The 20768-nt window shown below is 36.3% G+C and carries 19 protein-coding genes; 3 read left to right on the top strand and 16 right to left on the bottom strand.

Going from position 1 to position 20768, the window contains the following annotated elements; all coding sequences use genetic code 11:
* From EG359_RS03140 to EG359_RS03115, 6 genes are read right to left on the bottom strand one after another with little or no spacing between them, the layout of a single operon-like run.
* Positions 1 to 246 (bottom strand): acyl carrier protein, encoded by a 246-nt coding sequence (locus tag EG359_RS03140; RefSeq protein WP_027372308.1) that lies wholly within the window; start codon positions 244 to 246, stop codon positions 1 to 3.
* A gap of 1 nt (position 247) precedes the next feature.
* Positions 248 to 1651: an MATE family efflux transporter gene (locus tag EG359_RS03135; protein ID WP_076351948.1), complete on the bottom strand. Its 1404-nt coding sequence runs from the start codon at positions 1649 to 1651 to the stop codon at positions 248 to 250.
* Positions 1648 to 3462, bottom strand: coding sequence for an IucA/IucC family protein (locus EG359_RS03130; protein WP_076351949.1), 1815 nt, complete (start codon positions 3460 to 3462; stop codon positions 1648 to 1650). Before EG359_RS03130 ends, EG359_RS03135 begins: the two co-directional genes overlap by 4 nt.
* A gap of 9 nt (positions 3463 to 3471) precedes the next feature.
* Positions 3472 to 4788 carry a lysine N(6)-hydroxylase/L-ornithine N(5)-oxygenase family protein gene (locus tag EG359_RS03125; RefSeq protein WP_076351950.1) on the bottom strand — a complete coding sequence of 439 codons (1317 nt, stop codon included), beginning with the start codon at positions 4786 to 4788 and terminating at the stop codon, positions 3472 to 3474.
* Positions 4781 to 7189 (bottom strand): GNAT family N-acetyltransferase, encoded by a 2409-nt coding sequence (locus EG359_RS03120; RefSeq protein ID WP_076351951.1) that lies wholly within the window; start codon positions 7187 to 7189, stop codon positions 4781 to 4783. The genes EG359_RS03125 and EG359_RS03120 overlap by 8 nt, the downstream gene beginning before the upstream one ends.
* A complete protein-coding gene (locus tag EG359_RS03115; protein WP_076351952.1) occupies positions 7161 to 8687 on the bottom strand; it encodes a pyridoxal phosphate-dependent decarboxylase family protein in 1527 nt (508 codons plus the stop codon). Before EG359_RS03115 ends, EG359_RS03120 begins: the two co-directional genes overlap by 29 nt.
* A 214-nt stretch (positions 8688 to 8901) precedes the next feature.
* Here EG359_RS03115 and EG359_RS03110 point away from each other — a divergent pair, with 214 nt between their 5' ends.
* Entirely contained in the window at positions 8902 to 10005 is a 1104-nt protein-coding gene (locus EG359_RS03110) for a Fe(II)-2OG oxygenase family protein (RefSeq protein ID WP_076351953.1), read from the top strand.
* A gap of 99 nt (positions 10006 to 10104) precedes the next feature.
* Here EG359_RS03110 and EG359_RS03105 read toward each other — a convergent pair whose 3' ends face one another.
* From EG359_RS03105 to EG359_RS03065, 9 genes are all read right to left on the bottom strand, one after another.
* Positions 10105 to 10917, bottom strand: coding sequence for an alpha/beta hydrolase (locus EG359_RS03105; RefSeq protein ID WP_076351954.1), 813 nt, complete (start codon positions 10915 to 10917; stop codon positions 10105 to 10107).
* 218 nt (positions 10918 to 11135) lie between these two features.
* Positions 11136 to 11714 carry a Crp/Fnr family transcriptional regulator gene (locus tag EG359_RS03100; protein ID WP_076351955.1) on the bottom strand — a complete coding sequence of 193 codons (579 nt, stop codon included), beginning with the start codon at positions 11712 to 11714 and terminating at the stop codon, positions 11136 to 11138.
* A gap of 167 nt (positions 11715 to 11881) precedes the next feature.
* Positions 11882 to 12403, bottom strand: coding sequence for a GNAT family N-acetyltransferase (locus EG359_RS03095; RefSeq protein ID WP_076351956.1), 522 nt, complete (start codon positions 12401 to 12403; stop codon positions 11882 to 11884).
* Positions 12404 to 12411: 8 nt separating this feature from the next.
* Entirely contained in the window at positions 12412 to 13422 is a 1011-nt protein-coding gene (locus tag EG359_RS03090; RefSeq protein WP_076351957.1) for a S41 family peptidase, read from the bottom strand.
* A gap of 69 nt (positions 13423 to 13491) precedes the next feature.
* Positions 13492 to 14286: a helix-turn-helix domain-containing protein gene (locus EG359_RS03085; RefSeq protein ID WP_076351958.1), complete on the bottom strand. Its 795-nt coding sequence runs from the start codon at positions 14284 to 14286 to the stop codon at positions 13492 to 13494.
* Positions 14287 to 14352: 66 nt separating this feature from the next.
* Entirely contained in the window at positions 14353 to 14934 is a 582-nt protein-coding gene (locus EG359_RS03080) for a 5'-methylthioadenosine/S-adenosylhomocysteine nucleosidase family protein (RefSeq protein WP_076351959.1), read from the bottom strand.
* A gap of 159 nt (positions 14935 to 15093) precedes the next feature.
* Positions 15094 to 15795, bottom strand: coding sequence for a DsbA family oxidoreductase (locus tag EG359_RS03075; protein ID WP_076351960.1), 702 nt, complete (start codon positions 15793 to 15795; stop codon positions 15094 to 15096).
* Between the two features lie 69 nt (positions 15796 to 15864).
* Positions 15865 to 17034 (bottom strand): MFS transporter, encoded by a 1170-nt coding sequence (locus EG359_RS03070; RefSeq protein ID WP_076351961.1) that lies wholly within the window; start codon positions 17032 to 17034, stop codon positions 15865 to 15867.
* A gap of 2 nt (positions 17035 to 17036) precedes the next feature.
* Positions 17037 to 17972 (bottom strand): alpha/beta hydrolase, encoded by a 936-nt coding sequence (locus EG359_RS03065; protein ID WP_076351962.1) that lies wholly within the window; start codon positions 17970 to 17972, stop codon positions 17037 to 17039.
* A gap of 162 nt (positions 17973 to 18134) precedes the next feature.
* Here EG359_RS03065 and EG359_RS03060 point away from each other — a divergent pair, with 162 nt between their 5' ends.
* Positions 18135 to 18512, top strand: coding sequence for a winged helix-turn-helix transcriptional regulator (locus tag EG359_RS03060; protein ID WP_076351963.1), 378 nt, complete (start codon positions 18135 to 18137; stop codon positions 18510 to 18512).
* A 46-nt stretch (positions 18513 to 18558) separates the two neighbouring features.
* Here EG359_RS03060 and EG359_RS03055 read toward each other — a convergent pair whose 3' ends face one another.
* On the bottom strand, positions 18559 to 19743 hold the full coding sequence (locus tag EG359_RS03055) for an MFS transporter (RefSeq protein WP_076351964.1): 1185 nt from the start codon (positions 19741 to 19743) through the stop codon (positions 18559 to 18561).
* Positions 19744 to 19968: 225 nt separating this feature from the next.
* On the opposite strand from EG359_RS03055, the gene EG359_RS03050 reads away from it, so the two are divergent.
* Positions 19969 to 20727, top strand: coding sequence for an NUDIX hydrolase (locus EG359_RS03050; RefSeq protein ID WP_076351965.1), 759 nt, complete (start codon positions 19969 to 19971; stop codon positions 20725 to 20727).
* Positions 20728 to 20768 lie beyond the last annotated feature (41 nt).

The following is a 20768-nucleotide window of genomic DNA, read 5'->3' as shown; positions in this document are numbered from 1 at the left end:
TTAGTTTTCTACGAGTACCTCGTATTTTTTCATTTTTTCACGAATTTTTCCAACGGTACCCATTTCCAGGATATCATTGAAGTCAAATTTGATCTGGTAAAACTGTTCAAGCGCTTCTACAATAAGAAGGTGAGACATAGAATCCCATTCCGGGATTTCCTGATACGTAAGGTTTTCGTTTACCAATTCTTTTTTTATTGCAATTGCAGATGCAATAATTTCATAAAATTCTTCTGTGGTGTTCATTTTAAATTTTTATAGTTTTCCATTTACCATTTTTAAAGATCATTAAGAATAATATGGCTAATACGATTTCCGAGGAAACGATAGCCGTAAATATCCCTTTCAGTTCCCATTGAAATCTTACTCCCAGGAGATAAGCCAAGGGAAGCTGAATTACATAGAACATGACGATATACAATAAGGTGACCTGCATGATGTTTCCTGCGGCATTCAGGGCACGGCTGATGACCATTGTAAACCCTAATAACAAATAAGCCATAGAAACGACATGAATATATTGTACGGCATACCTTGCGACTTCAGGTTCTGTAGTAAAGAATTTTACTACATATTCGGCGGCAAGCTGCCAAAATAATGCTACTGCAAGCAGATAGCTCATATTAATTGTCCCGGCTCTCCATACTGTTTTCTCTGCACGGTCTGCATCACCGGCTCCTAAGTTCTGTCCTGTAAGCACTCCTGCGGCGTTTCCTATTCCCCATGCAGGCATAGTGGCTACTGAAGCAATACGTTGGGCAATAATATATCCCGCAAGGGCTGTAGTACCGAATGTGGAGATAATTTTTACCATAATCAACCAGCTGGACGTTGGAATGATATATTGAACCAGTCCTCCAAAGGCTATTTTCAAAATTTTTCTGAGTAATGGCAGATCAAAGTGAAAAGGCATAAGGATGTTGATACTTGTCTTTCCGGACAGAAAGATAAAGGCCTGATACAAGACTGCTAAAAGTCTGGATAAAACTGTTGCATAAGCCAATCCCATCAATCCGAAAGCTGGAATAAACCCTAATCCAAAGACCAAGATTACAGCAAAGATGATATTCGAAATATGACAGATCCAAAGTGATTTCATGGCAAGGTCTGCGTCGCCGGCCCCCCTAAAAAGTCCATTCACGGAAAGACGAAGGATAACAAGTCCAATACTCAAAAATACAAGCCTTGAAAACGATACCCCTTCGTTTACCGTATTGGCATTAATTCCCAGAAATCCTACAATTTCAGAAGCAAAATAACAGGAGACCCCGCCAATAAGCACTGCGAAAAACAGAGCTAAAAGAATAATATAATGAGCGGTTCTGCCCATTCCTTCTTTGTCTTTTTCACCAGCTCTTCTTGCTGTAAGGGTCGCTGCGGCAATGCCGAGTCCCACCGCAATGGCATAGGCAAAATTGATGTAGTTATCCGTAATTCCTACAAGGCCAAGAACCTTATCACCTAATCTGGCAATAATTAAAAGGTTGACACTTACGAAGACGGATTCCATCACAAGCTCCATCACCATTGGAATTGCTAAGCTAAAAATGGAACGGTTAATGCTTCCGGAAGTAAGCTCTACTTTTTTACCGGCTAAGGCTCCGTAGGTGAAAGCCGTTCCATTTTTTAGGATATGCAGGAGTTTCCTCATAGTACAGCTACAGAATTTTTATTGGCTATCTGATAAAGCGGATTAGGCAATGCACCATCTTTTCTTGGAATGGCAAATGCTTTATTTTCACTATACCCATTATTTTTCAGACGCAGACTGTTGATGTAAAATCTCTTGAATGTTGGAACATACAGATCATATTTTTTATAACGTTCCTGCAGGTGGCTGTTGTCTGCTTTGTAACTTTCTATACACTCATGAACAAGAGTCCAGAATGTTTCTTCCTGAAAGTTTGAATAGGTGTGCAGTATATTGGAAAGGTATCTGAAGAATGCATCAAATACGCCTAGCAAGATAAACAGCGGGATGTTTTCCTTGTTGGAAGACTGTATTAATCCATCTGCAAGGTGTGCAGGAAGTTTTTCTCTTGCTTCTGTTGTCAGGACAATATCATCCACAAAGTCCTTGATAACAATTCTCTGTGGTACCCCATTTTTTAACACGACCATAATGTTTTCACCATGTGGAGTTACACATAATGAATGGGTATAATAGATATGAAGTAAAGGGGTAAGATAGGCATCAAGATAACTGGATATCCATTCCTTGATACTCATTCCCGCCTTTTCTGCAAAAGCCTGTACCAAAGGAATTCCGTTATCATCTACATAAAGCAATGAAGCCATGGTAACCATTTGTTCTTCTTCTGTAAGGTAGTTTTCTGCACTTTCACGCCATAAGGCTCCAAGAAATTCATTGTATTGATAAGGTACACTGGCAATAGCTCCATACTGCGGATGCAGATAGGCAATTGAAGCTTCTTCACCCAGAAAAATGGTTCCTTTGTTTTCCAGATAGGTATCATCTTTTATTAAACCTTTCACCCAATCTGTAATGGATGGGGCAATTTTCATCTGCTTAGGAGACAATCCTCTGATATTTCCTGTACTTAGAATAGAAACCGCTGTTTTCAGATATCTTTTTTTAGGATGATCTACATTAAATAAAGTACGAATACTTTGCTGTGGACTATAAATATCTTCTCCCTCTCCCAGCTGGATTAAAAGCTCGTTGGCAATATCTCCTGCAAAATGAATCTGAAGTTTATGTTCCCACTGCCAAGGATGAACAGGAATAAAATGATAGTCTTCAACAAGTTTTCCTTCTTCTATCAATTTTTGCTGAAAATCTTTATACAACGTATTTCCAATTTCAGAACGGTAAAATTCTTCCCTGTTGATATGTTCCAATGACTGAAATGCCGATCTGCTCTTATGAGATGCCAGCCAAATCACCTTAAGGTTTTCTTCAGCTTCCGGAGCAAATGTTTTAAGATCACGTGGTGAGAAGCCAAGCCTGCTTTTGTTTACAATTACCCACGGATGTCCGGTCATATTATGTTCTACGGTCTGGTAATCTGCTGTAGTAAGATCTTTTGAGGACATTACTCCTTTGGCAAGAATCAGGGCATCACAATATAAAGTATGCAGCAATTCTTCTGTGTATCTTGCAATGGTATAAGGATCTAGATCAAATACAGACTGCATTTCCAGGAAAAAGGCAGCTACATCTACAAAAGATGTTTTCTCACCGTTTTCTGTTTTAGAAATACTGTCCTTATCAATATGCCAATAATCCATCATTCTTTCCTGTCCGCGGAAGTGATAAACAATATTTTCAATACCGGTTTCCAGGATGAATACGGTATATCCCATTTCATCTTCAAAGGATGGTACAGGTTTTAATAATTCCTCATGCATTAATTCTGCAATGGTTTTGGCCATTAAATTTCTGTTGGCCTGCTGCCAGTGCTCCTGGCTAATGATATTATTTTTTAAGTTGGTGTTCATTTTTTAATATTAAATGTTGGCAGTGGGTAAATCAGCGTATTTTTCTACATCAAAGTCCTGGAAAGCTATTTTTCTCTCAATTTTATAATGCTCTCTTCCAAGGATATCATTAATGATGTAGGAGTTTCGGTAGGCAGCCATTCCCAGATCTGTAGAAATATAGCTGTGCGTATGTACTTCTGCATGAAGTATATAGATTTCTCGGTTGTTGTGATCTATTGAGTAATTTCTGTTAACATCAAACAACCCATCGACATCTCTTTTAATTCTGGATTGAATATTTTTCAGGAATGCAGGCTCATGATAACAGTATCCGGTCCCAAGAATCAGATAATCAGCTTCCTGTTCATAAGGAACTTCCTGTTCCAATTGAGTAAATTCAAGATTAATAGTTTCCAGATTACTATTATCTACCCTATTCAACTGGCTGTTCGGAATGATTTTAAGCATCGGATCTGCATTGTCAATATTAAGATCGTAGATAAAATCGTAGATGTCATTAATCAGATCATAGTTAATTCCTTTAAACTGGCTTTGCTGTTTGCTTAGAATGGTTTTTCTGGCTTCCTTGTTTCTGTTATAGAAATATTCTACATAATCAGGAGAAGTAAGTTCCAACGTCAGTTTAGAATATTCCATAGGGAAAAATCTGTCCGGACGGGAATACCATCCTAATTCGGTGTTTTCATCCCTATTTTGGAGAAGATCATAAAAAACTTCCGCAGCACTCTGCCCCGACCCAATAATGGCTATCTTACGGCCTTTAGACAAAAGCTCTTCTTTTCTATACAGATAAGAACTTGTATGAATGATACGGGAATCATCTTTAGGAATAAAAGAAGGAATATGAGGTTGTGTTCCAGTTCCTAAAACTAATCTTTCCGTCTTTAAAACTGTTTTTTCCTTAGTTTTGGTATGAATAGTGGTGACCAGATAAAGGCCATCCACATATTCAATATCTGTTACCTGGGTTGAAAAACGACATTGTGGAAGCTGTTCAATCACCCATTGGCAATAGCGGTTGTATTCTTTTCTGGGAATGAAGAAGTTTTCTCTGATGAAAAACTTATAAAGCCTTCCCGTTACTTTCAAATAATTAAGTAAGCTTAAAGGGTTAGTAGGATCAGCCATTGAAACACAGTCACATAAAAATGGAGTCTGTAGCGTTACATGGTCAATCATTAATCCCGGGTGCCAGTCAAAACCATCTTTTTGGTCAAGGAAAAGTGTCTTCAGTTCCGGAATTGGATTAGATAAGGCAGCAAGCCCCAAATTAAAGGGACCTATGCCAATACCTATTACATTATAAATGGTTTCATTATTCATTTTTTGTGATGTTTGTGGTGATTTGTACGTCTTTGTTCAGCGGAAACTTTTCCCAATACCATTCTCTGTAGCAGAAATTAAGATTTGCTTTTTTATGAGGCATTTCAATTACCTTTTCTACCTTGAACCCAACATGAGCTTTATTCATCATAGATGCAAGAGAATCCACAGAACCTTCACCTACCATTTTCCCAACCTGCGGCTGCGCAAAAACATAGTCAACCATAGATTGTGTTGAAGGTGATACAAATTTCTTTTTAGGATCAATGGGTGCTATAAACTGGTGTGTTCCGTAATCCGTAGGCAATACTTCATAATAATCTCCTACGATGTCTCTGCATGCCCAGTACACCTCAATATTACAGGTTGGTTCATCGTTGCTTTCAACAATATAACTGTGAGCCTCGTCACTTGGAAGCATCAGTCTGTAATAGGTTTCCAACTCATCAATAGGCCAGTTCATTTGCCATATTTTTACAGCATGTTCTCTGTTGAACCATTCATGCAACATCTCAAGATCATTATCAAGATCTATCGGACGCATTCCCGTTATTACATCTTCCTTCGGAAAATAACGTTTAAAAAAAACCTCCTTTCCTTTCGGGTGGATCAATTGTTCTGAAAAGAAATATTTGTGAAGAATATTGGGAACTTTAGCATAAGCAATGGCAGAGGCATTCACACCACCATCTACATCTAGGACAGCTGACTGAAGGTTTGATTTTACGGCCCAATACCTTTGATGCAAAGCATAATTGGTGAAATCTGAAGGTTCAGACTGATGAACACGCTCAAATTCCTGATAAAGAATATTGATTAGCTTTTGTTCTTCAATGAGTCCCGTTTTACCTATGGACGAAATTAATGCACTGAAATTGCTTACCAAAAGATGATGAGACACAATATCCAGAAGACGTTCGTCTCTTATAAACAGGGTTTCAATTTCTGGGCAATTTTCTATGGATTTTGTATACTTTTCCTTAAAGCTTTCTCTTAAAAGATATCCCTGCCCGTCTCTTACATAGATTGTTTCCGGAAGAAGCTGATCATTGAGTTGTATAAGAAGGTTTTGCTGATGAACTTCAGGAGCCATTCCAAACTGATTAAACAACCTGTTCAAAGGTGAGATCAGTAATTGAGCATACTTTTGAAACCAGTTGATAACAGCATCTTCCGTTTCTTTGCTCAGATGAGCCACAACATCATTAAAAAAATGGGTAGTAAAATTAGAACGGTCCGTAGTTTCATCCTGACAAAGTCTTGCCAGCAAGAGAACCTTATCTTTAGATGAAAAAGGGTTTTCACGGATCAGGATATTGAAACTGTCAATATTTTCTCCATTATAATCAACGCTTAAAGAAGAAGGTTCCAGCAGTAATTTTAAACTTGAAAAATCTTTTTCAAATGATTCTTTTTCCTGTTCCCACCATACAGAAGAGGCATATCCTCTTTTGAGATCCTTCAGACTGTTGGTCCTTACGGATCCGGTCATCAAAACATGCAGGGAGAATTTTAGCATCCAGTTGAACTTCGGACTATAAAGTGTTCTGATAGATGATGTAGCAAAGAACTCTTCTCCGGATGGCCCAAGGTGTATTACTTTTCCGGAACCTAAAAGATCTGCATATCCTTTCGTAGTCTGTAGATATTGGGCTTCCCATGGATGACAAGGAACTACATAATAATCATTTGCGGTTTTAGAATCGTAATTTTCCGGTATTGAAGCCAGTTTCCCGAATATTTCCTTTGCAGAGATTCCTGGCAGGGATTTTTCGGAAATACAATCTTTATGAATAAGGAAATACTCCAACTGAAATCCATTTTTGAATTCAGGGCCGTACAATACTTGCTCTTCCTCAGAAAACCCCATTCTGGATTTGGTGAAAGGATGAAGATTGTGCCCTGCCGGAAGCATTTGTTCAGATTCTAAAAATGAATAACTTAAAAGGCTCTGTTGTTGTAAACAGGCTTCAGTAGTAAGTTCAAGGTTTCTTAAACTGCTCTGAATCCTTTTCTCAAAATGTTCTAATCCTGTTTCAGTATATCGATCAGAAAATTCTCTGTAAATCAATTCTATAAGTTTTTGAATGTTAACTTCAAACGTCTTATTATTGTTATGATCTACAGCCCAAACAGGAAAACCATATTCGTGAAATGCACTTTCAGAACGGTAAGAAACGGGAGCAAATAAAAAGAGTCCGCTTTTCTTCATTTCAAACCTCAGATGCAAGGTGTAATTGCTTTTTTTAAGGGCTTGTGCAGTAAGAAGATCATACTTTGGAACTCCTTGGTAAAATTTTCCGTTTCCAAGCTCCCTCAGCATTCCGTTGAGAAGAATCCTGTAGGTGATTTCCCGGGCTTTTTCTCCGGTTCTACTTTTCTGTACTAAAGTCTTTTCCATGCATTTTGATTTTAGTGAGGATTTTGTGGATATCTTCTGTAGTGGTTATAGGATTCAGGAATGTGAACTTCAGATAGAAATTCCCGTTTACCTTGGTACTTGCCACCAATATTTCTCCGCTGTAGAAAAGCTTCATTTTAATATATTGGTTCATGGCATCCAGATCATTTATTTCAGGTCTTATATATCGGAAAACAAGAACACTTAGATCAGTTTCTGAAAGAAGTTCAAAATCAGGATCTTCAGTGATCATAGAGGCTGCATCCTTTGTAAGGTCGATAACAGTGTCCGTATATTCTGCCAGTTGTTGCTTGCCCATCATTCTTAAAGTAAACCATAATTTAAGAGCATCAAATCGTCTGGTACTCTGTGTGATAGATTTGTTTATCTGAGCCGGAATTTCCTCCTCGTCCATTTCTTTAGGATTCAGATAATCGGCATGGTGTTTAAGGATTAACAGTTCTTTTTTATTTTTAACAATGAAAGCACTGCTGCTGATAGGTTGGAAGAATGACTTGTGATAATCAATGGTTACTGAATCTGCTCTTTCAATTCCATTCAATAGATGGCGGTACTTTTCACTTAATAATAAAGCACATCCATATGCTGCATCCACATGCATCCAGATACTATAATGTTCTGCTATATTGGCAATATCTTCCAATGGATCTACATTTCCAAAGTCGGTAGTTCCGGCTGTGGCTACAATACCAATAGGAATATTTCCCATTTGTTCTTCCCTTTTGATATATTTCTTCAGCAGAGAAATATCCATACGGAATTCATTATCAGTAGGAACCTTAATGATAGATTTCTCTCCAAGCCCCATTATTGAAGCATTTTTCAGATTACTGAAGTGAGATTTATCTGAAACAAATATTCTGAAACGATCTGCTTCCTGTGGCAAACCATCCATTTTAATATTATGATTATATCTTTTCTGGGAAAAACAGTCACGCATCATAACCAGTCCCATTAAGTTACTTTGTGATCCTCCTGCTGTGAAAACACCATCACTTTCATTCGTATTATACCCAATTTCACCGGCAGTCCAGTCAATTAGCTTTCTTTCCATAAAGGTTCCTCCGGCACTTTGATCATAAGTGTCCTGTGAAGAATTGATAGCACTTACCAGAATTTCTCCTGCCAATGCGGGAATAACAATTGGACAATTGAGATGGGCAACATATTCCGGAAGGTGAAATGCTGTTGCATGTTTTACATAAATATCATCTACTTCAGAAAGAAGCTCGTTATAGTTTGAAAGTTTTTGATTAAGGTCGATTTCTTCTACCATTCTTTTCATTTCCTTAGCCTCTATGCCACTGAATGGCTTTTTGTTTCTATCAAGAAACTCCTGTACAAGGTCTAAAGTACTATTGACAGCATTACGATAGTGATCATAATTGTCAAGGTGAAAAATATTCCCAAAATTCCCCGAATTGTGGGGCGAGGCTACACTTGAAAGCTCTCCTAGGGATATTAAATTGTTGTTCATAAATTATTTGTATGGTGATTTTTTAAATCGTGATTTGTTTGTGGTTTTTCGACATCCTGTTATATATGTCTGATTGTCAAGTTTTTAATTTTTGCATTTTTTATATATTTTATTTGGTGGTTGAGTAATTATTCATAAATTTGAACTCGCTATTATTATTTAGAATAATTAAAAACAAAGATAAAAATTATTACTTAACACCAAATTTTTTTTAATGAATTCTATAAAAATTTTAGATAACGAGACGTTAACGCAGGTAAAACTGCTTCCTACCGTCATTGAGATCACATCTCAGGAACAGAGAATGATAAAAGATGCTGCAATACATCTTCAGAAAAAATATGGGAACTATGAAAATCGGGATTTTATCAGGCACGTACATCAGCTGGCTTCTTATTTTCTACCCGAAAGAATACTGAATATAGCTGCTGATTTTGCGAGCGACTTTTCTAAGAATCAATATGGAGCATTGATCTTTAAGGGATTAATGGAAATAGATCAGGAAAATATAGGATCTACTCCACCCAATTGGCAGTCTGCTGATTATTCGAAGTTTAATCTTTACGGGTTTGCTTGTGCGCTTATTCATGGAGCTTTGCCATCCAAGCCGGTACAGTATTATTCTCAGCGTCAGGGAGGTGGGTTAATCCATGCCATTATTCCAGATGAAAAAATGAGAGAAACGCAAACCGGATCAGGATCTTCAACCGATCTTTACGTACACACTGAAGATGCGTTTTTGAAACATCAGGCCGATTTTCTGAGCTTTATGTATGTCCGAAATGAAGAGCAGGTTCCGTCCACTCTTTATTCTATACGCTCTCACGAATCCATTGGAGAAAATTACAGACCTCTTTTTGACCGTATTTACAAAATCCCGAAGGATGCCAATCTTGAAACGGAACAAAATGAAGTAGATACACTGGATTCTGTATTGTATGGAAATTACAAGCTTCCGTTTATGAGGTTTGATGCTGCAGAACAGCTTTTCAATTCAAGTATAAAACAAACTGAAGAAGCTCAGCAGTATTTAACAGAATTCTGGGAAGAAGCAAGACATTTGATTTATTCAGGTTTTACACCTCAGGCCGGAGATGTTATCCTTGTTAACAATCATTTATGTGCTCATGGAAGGTCAGCTTTCCGTGCAGGAGTAAGAAATATTGATGGCATAGAACATCCATGTGAAAGAAGAATTATGCTGCGTATGATGAGTAAGGTAAGTCTTATTGATATGAGAGCCCATACGCTTACAGAAGATCCATTTTTTGTGATCGAAGAGCATTTAGGGAAAAACTTTCAGCATCTTAGAATGTAGCCTTTAAGTTAATCACAAAATGATAAATCCTTTTTAAGTACAATCTTAAAAAGGATTTTTTTATAATTTATCTTACAAAATAATATAGATGACTACATTTTATTGTTTAAAAAACTTATCAAAAAGAGTAAGTTGCTCAGAAAGGGATCTGCTCCAGTATTTGTCATCATGAATTCCTAAGGATTCTGTGTAAAGATGCTGGATTTTCAGTTCGGTAAGCTTCTTATGAAAATTTCTGTTCATTCCAATCATCTGCGTATCTTCTGTAGCGCAGTCAAAAATATAGCTTTGTCCGGCTCCTGCCATTAGTTTTACTTTGTTATCTGTAAGGAAATTAGGATTGATGAATTCAAATGGACCTAATACATTATTAACCATATATTTATTATATCCCTCCCCAAAAGAGCTAAAATCCAGGGCCCCACAAGAACTTCCCACTATCCCAAATGTCTTGTTATAAGTAACTCCAATATTGGTTGCGCCATAACCTCCCATACTCCATCCAAGGATTCCACGGAATTTTTTCTCGGCTTTTACCGGATAATTTTTATCAATGAAATCTACCAATTCCTTTCCGATAAAGGTTTGGTATTGTGAATCTTTAAGGATTGGGCTATCCACATACCAAGAACTGTAGTTTCCGTCCGGCAATACATAAATGGTTTTGTACTCCTCAGCCTTCTGAACCAGATCCGGAATGTCCTGCTTGATGGTTCTGTCCGGATTCCCACTGAAGCCATGAAGAATATATACTGACGGATAGGTTGTATTGGGTTGAAGATTCGGTGTAATAATAATGGTTTTGATCTTTTTATTCATTTTAGGACTGAAAACTTCCTGATGAATAATTTTTTGTGCTGATAACTGTACAAAAGTGGTCAGTATAACAACGATGTTGATAAATTTTTTCATGCTTTAAAATATTTAATTAATAATGAGCATAATTTCAAAGTACATTAAGTATAAATTTAAGATGTTTTATGTTAAGTAAAGATCTTTGCTACAAGAATTTATTATTTCCTAAGCCTTATTTTAATAATGTACATTCAATTTTATGATAGGGCAAAGATGCAATGGAAAAAAAAGTAAAGCCTCAACATATGTTGAAGCTTTTGTTAATTTATTTTCTTTTATCTGTTAATTTCTTTCTTTATGCGGCTTAGCTGGGTAGGCGTTATTCCAAGGTAGGATGCAATCTGATGCTGCTTTAAACGTTTATATAAGGATTGATTCTCAAGGAGCAATAAGTAACGCTGCTTTGCATTTTCAAATTTTAAGGAAACTTCCAGTGGCTCCTTTTTGACCACCCAGTTTTTCTCTAAATAATGAATATGAAAAAGAGCAAGGTCATGATGCTTTTCGAGTAATTCACGATAGGCTTTCACCGGATATTGTATTACTGAGCAATCCTCAAGGGCAATGATATTGAAATCGCTAGGCTCATTTTTGATGATGGCAGCCGTAGAAGCAACAAAGCTGTTTTCTTCAAAGAAAATCTTATAAATACTGCTTCCCTCCTCATCAATGGTATAATATCCTACTAATCCTGATTTTATAAAATAATAATATCTTGCCATGCTTCCTGATTCCAGAAGAAGATCGTTTTTATGATATTTCTCTTCAGTACAGATATTTAACAAGGCCATTATTGACTCCTTTGAGAGTAGATGGTATTGATTGACTTGTTCTAAAAATTTTATACTGTTCATTTTTGAAAGAGAAGGTAGCTTGGACGTTGTAGATTATAATTTTATGTTGCTAAAGGGCAAGGATTTTATCTTCAATAAATTAAAAATAGTATCATTTATCTCTCGCAGATTGGGCTAATTGAGCAGATTTATTAGATTATTATTCAAAATTGGCAAGAAAATATACCTTAATCTATCATTTTTTTCATCATCAGGTCTGTCTGTTCCTCATCTCCGAGTACGAAGATGTGTTTGTCAAATTCAACAAACCCATTTTTTCTGTAAAAACTTAAGGCTCTTTCGTTTTGCTCCCAGACACCCAACCATAAATAGGCCTTATGTAAGCTTTTAGCCGTTTCTAAAGCTTGATCGTAAAGTAGCTGGCCTACTTTTTTACCATGATGGCTTTTTTTTACGTAGATTCTTTCAATTTCAAGGCTGGTTTCATCCTGTAATTCTGTTTGTGCCTTACCCGAATTTACTTTCAGATACCCCACAGGATTATCTTCTTCCCAGGCAATATAAAAAAAGGAATCAGGGTTGGCCAGCTCAGATTCTATCTTCTCGGTAGTGAAACTTTCTTCCAGATATTTTTTCATGGCTTCTTCAGAATTATCTTCTGAAAAAGTTTCGGAAAAGGTTTGTATACCAATATTTTGGAGTGTTTCAAGGTCTTTTTCTCCGGCCTTATTGATGATTATTGATGACATAGTATCTATTATTGCTCTAATTTATTAATAAGATTTTTTATTTCAGGTATGGTTAATTCCGTTTTTGTATCTGTAATTAAAATATTTTTTAAAATTTTACTGTGAGCAAGCTTTAGAGCAGCTTCACTTTTCACTTCCTGATCAGGGATTACTCCAATATGTTCCCAGTTCTTACCATTCATTAAAGATGTTATTTTGCCTGCCGGAACAAGCAGTAAATATTGATTTTGGATTATAAAATGCTCTACAGGATTGGCTGCACCACCTGTTTTTTCACCTATTACTTCCGCCAGCTTATGTTGTTGTAAAAAATAAGCAAGCGCCTCTCCTGCCGAAAAAGTCTTTTTGCTCGTAAGAATATAGATTTTTTTACGAAGATATTTCTCCCCGGAAACCTTAGACTGGGTACTGTTTAAATCCGTCTTGTTATTATATCTGGAATACGTGGTATAAAGATCTGTTTTCTGATCAAAAAAATAGCTGCAGAACAAAAGAAGCATTCCATTTTCTCCACCGCCATTTTCCCTAAGATCAATAATCAGAGAATTGGTATTAGCAATAAAATTCATTGCAGCAGCTAATGTTTTTTCACTGGATTCAGGTGAGGCAAAACCTTTAAAATTAATGTAACCAATATTACCTGGAAGTCGTTGAACAGTTTCGAAACCAAAGTTTTCAAGACTATTATTATAATTGTTTAATTTCTCTTTTTCTTTCTCATCCCCCAACTTTTCAGGAGTATAGTTTTCGAGATATTTAACAAAAAAATGTTCATCTTTAATATTTGTTCTCAGCTTTTGAGTGAGAAGTGCCGCAAAATCTTTTTGACTGAGATGATTAAAGGCACCATTTTTAAATTCACTCCGGAATAAAGAATCTACTTTTTTATAAGTCTCTTTATCTACGTAGTAGTTTTTTACTTTTTCTGTAATATCAGAAAGTATTGCAGAATTATTATTTTTCTGTGCATAAGAGAATAAGGAATTTAACAAGAAAATTCCAACCAATAATTTTTTCATTGAAATAAAGATTTAATATTTCAGCAAATGTATTTCAAGGAAATTCTTATTAATTGTAAAAATGGAAACTTAGATAAATAACCAAATATTGTTTTGCTCAGTATCTACATTTTCGAAAAATTTTCCCGGACTTATTTTTGTCAGCTCCTTAAAGTCTTTAATAAGATGAGACTGGTCATAAAAAAGATTTTCATAGGAAAGTTCTGTAAGATTTCTAGATTTTTTATTTGATATCAGCACATGGCGAAATCGCTGAATTTTCCTGAATTCGGAGGCCGGTTTGGCCAAATATCGTTGGGAAATCTTATTTACATATTGTCTTGTTATTTTATTTTTGGAAGCTATTTTCTCAATGCTCAGTTCAGTTTCAAAATCATCCAATACAGTATAAGCTAGGGTTAATGTTTTTTCCCTGAGTTTTGAAAGCCAATAATTTTCCAGCATTTCAATTTGTGTCTTTCTGTTTGGTTCCTTTAAAATATTGTCCATAATTTCTTTAAAATCTGAAAGATGAATTTCTTGTTGTAAATCTTCATTCTTATCAGCATTAAAAAAATGGTAAATACCTAATGGCTTAAAGTAAACGGTAACTTCATTAACAGATTGCTGGTAAAAAATTTCAGTAGGAACAGCACATCTAAATACAAAATCAATTGCTATATTCTTTGATGGGGACCTGTTAATCTCTACCCATCCTTTATCCTGAATAATAGAGACATCCTGACAAGCCGAAACAATAAAATAATTATCTGGAAATGTAAGGTATCTGATAGGTTGATGATTATCATCTTTATCTACAAAATAATATCCTTTTATATATTTTTTAAGAGTAGGATGTATAGGTTGATAAAAAGTAACTTTCATAATATTGATGGATGAGTAAAAATACAACCAAAAAACAAAATCCTGAAACTTATTTCAGGATTATATTTATGAGAACAAAATTTTATTAAAAGCTTCAGAAGCAAGATGTACCTGTACGCTCCAGTCATCGGCTGCATCACTTCCGGCATCGTCCGAAATATATTTTAAGCACAAAAACGGAATGTTTTCCTTTTGGGCAATAAGCGCCAATGGATAAGCTTCCATATCTACAATATTATAATCCGTTTCAGAATGATTCATTTCAAAGCTGTCCCCGCTTCCACAGATTCCTTCCTTAAGGGCTTCCATTTTAAGACCGTATTCCAATATGGGCGGAACTCCTGATAGCGGGGTTTCATACATTTTAAAACCAAGTCCTCTTACATCCATATCTCTTTGGATGAATTTTGTGCAGCATACCACTTCTCCTTTATGAAAACCTTTGCTTCCTGCTGAACCCAGATTAACAATTAACTTCGGTTTTTTAATCTGAATTTCCTTCGTCAGCTCTATGGCTGCATTTACTTTTCCTATCCCTGTTACTAATTTATTTTTTCCGTCAAATACCTTTCCTGCCTCCGAATCCAGTGCGAAAACAAAAAGCGTGTCTGCCACCGGATAATGAAGTTCATTATTAATTTTTATCATTGAAGAATATAGATTTTATACTGTATGACAAAGATACGAGAGTTTTGCATTGAAAAATCTATTTAATATAGATGGTTAATAAATTTTCCAAGCTAAATTAACTTAAAAAATCAAATTAAAAACCCAAAAACAATTGTAAGTTGTCTTGGGGTTTTAATTTTAAATGCTACATCCGTCTGCATCACATGATGCTCCGTTACTTCCGGAAAGATCTTTAAAAGGACTTACCGTTTCCTTATAAGTCTGCTGAAGGGCGTTTTCAAAAACCTCTACAGGTTGTGCGCCTGAAACTGCATATTTTCCATTCAACACAAAGAAAGGAACACCTGAAACGCCATTATTTCTTGCTTCCAGAATATCCTGATTCACTTCATAATCCAGTTGGTCCGAAGTTACAGCCTGTCTTGCTTCGTCCTTATCGATTCCAAGTTTTTCAGCAAGTGAAATCAAAACTTCAGCATCACCTACATTTTGGCCATCAATAAAGTGAGCAATAAACAAAGCTTCCTCCATTTCATTAGATTTATTATATTTTTTGGCTAAATGAAGGAGTTTGTGGGCACTAAATGTATTGGTAATTAATGCCTTTTCGAAATCAAAATCTATTCCGGAACCTTTTCCCATTTGGGTTACCTGAGTTAACATTTGGGTAGCCTGAGACTCAGGAACGCCTTTTTTCTCTCTGAAATACTGAATGGTATTTTGAGTCTTATTGGGATCTAAAGTCGGGTCAAGCTGAAAACTCTTCCACTCTACTTCTACTTCATCTTTAAAGGGTAGCTTTTCTAGTGCCTGTTCAAAATTATTCTTTCCAATATAGCAAAACGGGCACATTACATCCGACCAGATTTCTATTTTCATTGATTCTATTTTTTGTAATTAATAAATCAAAGTTACGATTTTTATTTAATGTAACAAAATATATTACAATTAGATTTGACATCCTGAAAGTTCCCTACTTCGTTTTTTTTCAAGCACCTTTCTCATAATCATCATTAAAAATGCTAAAAGTCCGAAAACAGAGCCTATCCAAGGGGTATATTCAACTCCTTTTGTAATGATAATCCAGCCTCCCACTGTTGTACCCAAGGTTACCCCAAGGTTTCCGAATGAAGTGGCCAGACTGTTGGCAAACTCCAATGCATTAGGTGCTGACGAGATCATATATGATGATGCATTCAAAAAACTTGGCGAATATAGAAATCCCCAGATTGCTATGACAAGAATTGTTGCCCATGAACTTCCATCCGAAACGTACAATAATACAGGAATGAGGATTGTTCCGGACAGAAAGAATGCCATAGTTCCGGCCACATTTTTATTAAGCATTTTACCTGCAATCCAATTGGACATAATCCCTATTACTCCAAATAAAAGAAGCATATAGCTTACCATGGAGGTATTCATTCCTTTCCCTTTTCCCAGATATTCTGCAAAATAACTATAAGTACAAAACCAAGCAGTTACCATAAAAAAGTTAGCTAAAGTACTCAGAATAAATGGCGATTGTGTTAATATCAGGACCTGGCTTCCATAGGATTTCTTTTCCTTAACCGGTATTGATGGCAGGAAAAAATAAATGGCAATTAAAGCAATTAAACTTACTATGGTCTGAATCATAAATGAATATTCCCATGACCAAAGGCCTGAAATCCAGGTCGCAAAAGGAACCGTTGTTACCATTGCAATGGCCACCCCGTTAAAGACAATGCTCATCAAGCCATTTTTCTTGCTTTCGTTTGCATTGGATATTGCAACGGATAATGCAGTGGCAATATACACGGGCTGTAGGAATGCTGGAAGTATTCTCACCAACATCAATAGCCAGAAAGGAGGTGAAAAGGAAGATACAATTCCGGTAATCAGGAACATAAAAATAGCAGCAAGCATTATATTTTTACGGTTGATTCCAGACGTAAGTAAAGTCATAAAAGGACCTGTAAGAGCAATGACCAAGGCAAACGCACTGAGAAGATAGCCTGCCTTGTCGATACTAATTTTATAATGCTCCGCAACCTGCGGAAGGATCCCGATAATCCCAAATTCTGTTGTAATAACAGCAACGAACCCCAGGCATCCAATGTATGCATATTTTTTCATGATTAATTTGCTCTGACCGTTTCAAAATTTTGAGAGGCAAACTCAGCCATTTCATCTATCGCAGTCTGTACTTCATCCAATATTTCTCCCATATGCATAAACCCGTGAACCATATCCTTGTAAAAGCTTGTTGTAACAGAAATATTTGCATTTTTCATGTTTTCGGCAAGTGTTTTTCCATCATCTACTAATGGATCATGCTCTGCAAGGAGTACCAGTGTTCGGGGTGTATTTTTAAAATCTTTGATTAAAATCGGAATAGCCAGGGGATTATTGAATTCCTGTTCGGGAAGATAATGTTTCCAGGCTTCGATACCGCCTTGTTTATTAAGAACGGGACCATTTTCATACGTTTTCCAAGATTGTGTATTGAATTGATTGTCTGCAGCAGGATAAATCAATACCTGAAATTTCAGCTGCTCTCCTATTTGTGTGGAAACAGCGGTTGCCAGCGCTCCGCCAGCACTATCACCAATAATTCCTATTCTATTTTTGTCAATTCCTAATGATGCTGAGTTTTCGATAATCCATTTTACGGTATCAATGCAGTCATTTAAACCTGCAGGAAAAGGATGTTCGGGGGCAAGACGATAATCAACAAAAATAACCGTCGCTTTTGTTTTGTTGGCCAATTTACGGACAACAGCATCATGTGTTTCAAAACCTCCGGCTATAAACCATCCTCCATGAATGTAAATGATGGCAGGTTCTTCCTGACGGACTTTTCCCTTTGGACGATAAATTCGGATGGGAATCTGGTGGCTTTCGTGTGGAATATTCAGCTCCTCAATCATGGCAACCGCTTCTCTCTTTCCACTTAATTGAAAAGACATGGTTTCAAGATATTTACGGGTGTCATCCATTGAATCCTGAGCGTTAAATGACTGTATTTTTTCTAAGTGAGTTAAAATTTGGTTGATTTTGGGTGTTAACTGCATTTTCTTTTTTTATTTAAGTTAATATTGTTTTTTGCAGTGAACATTAGCGCTATTGTTCTTTTACTGCTGCATATTTTCTGCTTCGTGGTACAAAATTAAATTTCAAACCTTACATTTGCATTGTATACATCGAATTGTATGGTACTAACAAATTTGTAAGTAATGGGGAAAATAAAAGAAAACTCAACGAATAATATTAACAGACAATACATCCATGAATGCGATCTTACCTATGCTGTATGCAAAATTGGGGGACGATGGAAACTCTTGATTTTGGATAAGCTTAAGGATGGAAAACTGCGTTTTAGTGAACTTAAAAAGGCTATTTTAGGGATAACGGAAAGGATGCTGACCCTTCAATTGAGGGAACTGGAGAAAGAAGGACTGGTTAAAAGAACAGTACATGCAGAGGTTCCACCACGCGTAGATTATGAACTTACAAATATTGCAAGAGAGCTGATCCCAATCTGGAGTGTATTGAGTGATTGGGGAGGAAAACACAGAAAACTTATTCAGGAACAGGAAATTTCTGAAGAATAATTTTATTTTTTTTTAATTTCTTATCAAAGGATCATGATCTTTACAATCATGCCTTATTTACTTTATTACAAAACAGAACATGGGCGATTAATGCTAATACTCCAAAAGCAGTTCCCACAAGGCATACTCCTGTCCATTGTGCTTTCTGCCAAGCCAAAGAAGCAAGCCAGGTTCCCAATGAACCACCAATGAAATAAGAAACCATATAAACCGTGTTTAACCTATTGACAGCATTAGATTTGATCATAAAATAATTGGTCTGGTTCATGATATGGCTTGACTGTACTCCAAGGTCAACAAGGATAACGCCTATTATTAATCCCCAATACGTTTCTCCTGCAAAATAAGTGAAGCCCCAGCTTCCTATCAAAATCAGTAAAGAGTACAATATGATACGGTTGATGCCCAAATACTTTTGCAGGTTTCCAACTTTTGCTGCCGCCAAAGCACCTACAGCCCCCGCAAGACCAAAGCTGCCTACAACAGATGAACCTGCATTAAAGGGTGGTTTTTCCATATGAAAGACCAAAGTGGTAAATAAGGCACACATAGATCCAAAAGCCATTGCCCCACGGAATGAAGCCAGCTGAAGAATAGGCTGTGTTTTCGCAAGATGAGCCACAGAGCGCATTAATTCTTTATAGGTACCTTTAAAATTCGGGAAAAGCTCAGGAAGCATAGTATAAACGGCAAACCATACCAAAATCATTAATCCTGCTGCAATGCCAAACATCGCTCTCCATCCCCAGACTTCTCCTACAATTCCGCCTACAAAACGAGACAGAAGAATTCCCAATAAAAGTCCGGACATTACCAATCCTATATTGGCTGATTTTTCTTTATCAGACGATAGTTCTGCCGCAATAGGGACAAACAGTTGAGGAATTACAGAAGTAGCTCCAATCAACAAGCTCGCTGCATACAGCATCCAAAGCTGATTGGCGAAGGTCATCCAAAGCAAGGACCCAAAAACAAGAAGCAAGTCAATCAGGATTAGTTTTTTACGGAAAAATTTATCTCCAAGCGGAACAATCAATAGTAATCCCAAAGCATATCCTATCTGGGTAAGAACTGAAATCTTACTTACTGCGGCTTCAGAAACATGAAAATCTTCTGAAATAAGTGCCAGTAAGGGCTGATTATAATAATTGTTGGCTACAACAAGTCCTGAAATGATGGCCATTAACCAGACTACTGCCCGAGAAATACCGTTGGTAGAGCTTACCTGCATGATAAAATTTTTATTGAACAGAAATATATCCTATAATTAATCATTTTGGATATATATTTTTAACGGATTCAAAGGTAGGCATTTTAATAAAAAACATATAATATCATAATTGATTTAACCTTTGGATGAGATAGATGCTTTTTTTCTTAAAAACGGCTTTAATAGAGAGTTTTTTTAAGCATTATCCAATTTTATCTTTACATTTGTAATAACACATGTATTTTTATGGATTATATAGATTCCAAGGAACAGATTTTACAAAAGTCTGCTGAAGCAAAAGAAATTTTTCTTCCTCATATTTCAGCCGATCCGGTTATTTTCGGTTTTGATCAAAATGAACTGAAAGTTTTGCTGGTGAGGATGAATTACCGAAAACAATGGCTTCTTCCCGGTGGTTTTATAAGAAAAGACGAAGATTTGGATGAAGGTGTGATGAGGGTTTTAAAATCAAGGGCGGGTGTTACCAATGTTTTTCTGGAGGAATTTGCAGTTTTTGGAAAAAAAAACAGAAGTGAATTTTATTTTGAGGATTTTGATGAAACCTTATTTCAGAAGCAACGTTTTATCTCCATAGGTTATTATGCCTTGTATAATTCCGTGGATATTGAACCCGTTATGGATGATGTAAGTGAAGCCTGTGAGTGGGTTTATTTAAGAGATCTTCCTACCATTGAACTGGCCATGGATCATCGCGAAATTATTGAAAAAGCACTTCTTACATTAAGAGAAAAAATCTCATACAAACCCATCGGATATAATTTGTTACCTGAAAAATTCACACTTTCTGAACTTCAGAAATTATACGAAGCGATATTGGGCAAGGAGCTCAACCGTGGAAATTTTTATAGGAAAATCAAAAATTTAGGATTTTTAAAAAAACTTGATGAACAGAGACGTGGTGGCGCGCATAAGTCGCCGGATCTTTACTCCTTTGATGAAGAAAATTATGTGAAAGCATTGGAGAATGGATTGAATAACTGGTAGATACCTTTTCATTGTTTTTTCCAATGGCCTGCATTGATGAA

This window comes from Chryseobacterium joostei (assembly GCF_003815775.1).
In the GTDB taxonomy this organism is placed as follows: domain Bacteria; phylum Bacteroidota; class Bacteroidia; order Flavobacteriales; family Weeksellaceae; genus Chryseobacterium; species Chryseobacterium joostei.
This window is presented reverse-complemented; position numbering and strand designations above follow the sequence as displayed.

Bases quoted from the DNA above. Each gene is read 5' to 3' on its own strand.
- EG359_RS03140 (WP_027372308.1), bottom strand. From the start codon at position 246: ATGAACACCACAGAAGAATTTTATGAAATTATTGCATCTGCAATTGCA.
- EG359_RS03135 (WP_076351948.1), bottom strand. From the start codon at position 1,651: ATGAGGAAACTCCTGCATATCCTAAAAAATGGAACGGCTTTCACCTAC.
- EG359_RS03130 (WP_076351949.1), bottom strand. From the start codon at position 3,462: ATGAACACCAACTTAAAAAATAATATCATTAGCCAGGAGCACTGGCAG.
- EG359_RS03125 (WP_076351950.1), bottom strand. From the start codon at position 4,788: ATGAATAATGAAACCATTTATAATGTAATAGGTATTGGCATAGGTCCC.
- EG359_RS03120 (WP_076351951.1), bottom strand. From the start codon at position 7,189: ATGGAAAAGACTTTAGTACAGAAAAGTAGAACCGGAGAAAAAGCCCGG.
- EG359_RS03115 (WP_076351952.1), bottom strand. From the start codon at position 8,687: ATGAACAACAATTTAATATCCCTAGGAGAGCTTTCAAGTGTAGCCTCG.
- EG359_RS03110 (WP_076351953.1), top strand. From the start codon at position 8,902: ATGAATTCTATAAAAATTTTAGATAACGAGACGTTAACGCAGGTAAAA.
- EG359_RS03105 (WP_076351954.1), bottom strand. From the start codon at position 10,917: ATGAAAAAATTTATCAACATCGTTGTTATACTGACCACTTTTGTACAG.
- EG359_RS03100 (WP_076351955.1), bottom strand. From the start codon at position 11,714: ATGAACAGTATAAAATTTTTAGAACAAGTCAATCAATACCATCTACTC.
- EG359_RS03095 (WP_076351956.1), bottom strand. From the start codon at position 12,403: ATGTCATCAATAATCATCAATAAGGCCGGAGAAAAAGACCTTGAAACA.
- EG359_RS03090 (WP_076351957.1), bottom strand. From the start codon at position 13,422: ATGAAAAAATTATTGGTTGGAATTTTCTTGTTAAATTCCTTATTCTCT.
- EG359_RS03085 (WP_076351958.1), bottom strand. From the start codon at position 14,286: ATGAAAGTTACTTTTTATCAACCTATACATCCTACTCTTAAAAAATAT.
- EG359_RS03080 (WP_076351959.1), bottom strand. From the start codon at position 14,934: ATGATAAAAATTAATAATGAACTTCATTATCCGGTGGCAGACACGCTT.
- EG359_RS03075 (WP_076351960.1), bottom strand. From the start codon at position 15,795: ATGAAAATAGAAATCTGGTCGGATGTAATGTGCCCGTTTTGCTATATT.
- EG359_RS03070 (WP_076351961.1), bottom strand. From the start codon at position 17,034: ATGAAAAAATATGCATACATTGGATGCCTGGGGTTCGTTGCTGTTATT.
- EG359_RS03065 (WP_076351962.1), bottom strand. From the start codon at position 17,972: ATGCAGTTAACACCCAAAATCAACCAAATTTTAACTCACTTAGAAAAA.
- EG359_RS03060 (WP_076351963.1), top strand. From the start codon at position 18,135: ATGGGGAAAATAAAAGAAAACTCAACGAATAATATTAACAGACAATAC.
- EG359_RS03055 (WP_076351964.1), bottom strand. From the start codon at position 19,743: ATGCAGGTAAGCTCTACCAACGGTATTTCTCGGGCAGTAGTCTGGTTA.
- EG359_RS03050 (WP_076351965.1), top strand. From the start codon at position 19,969: ATGGATTATATAGATTCCAAGGAACAGATTTTACAAAAGTCTGCTGAA.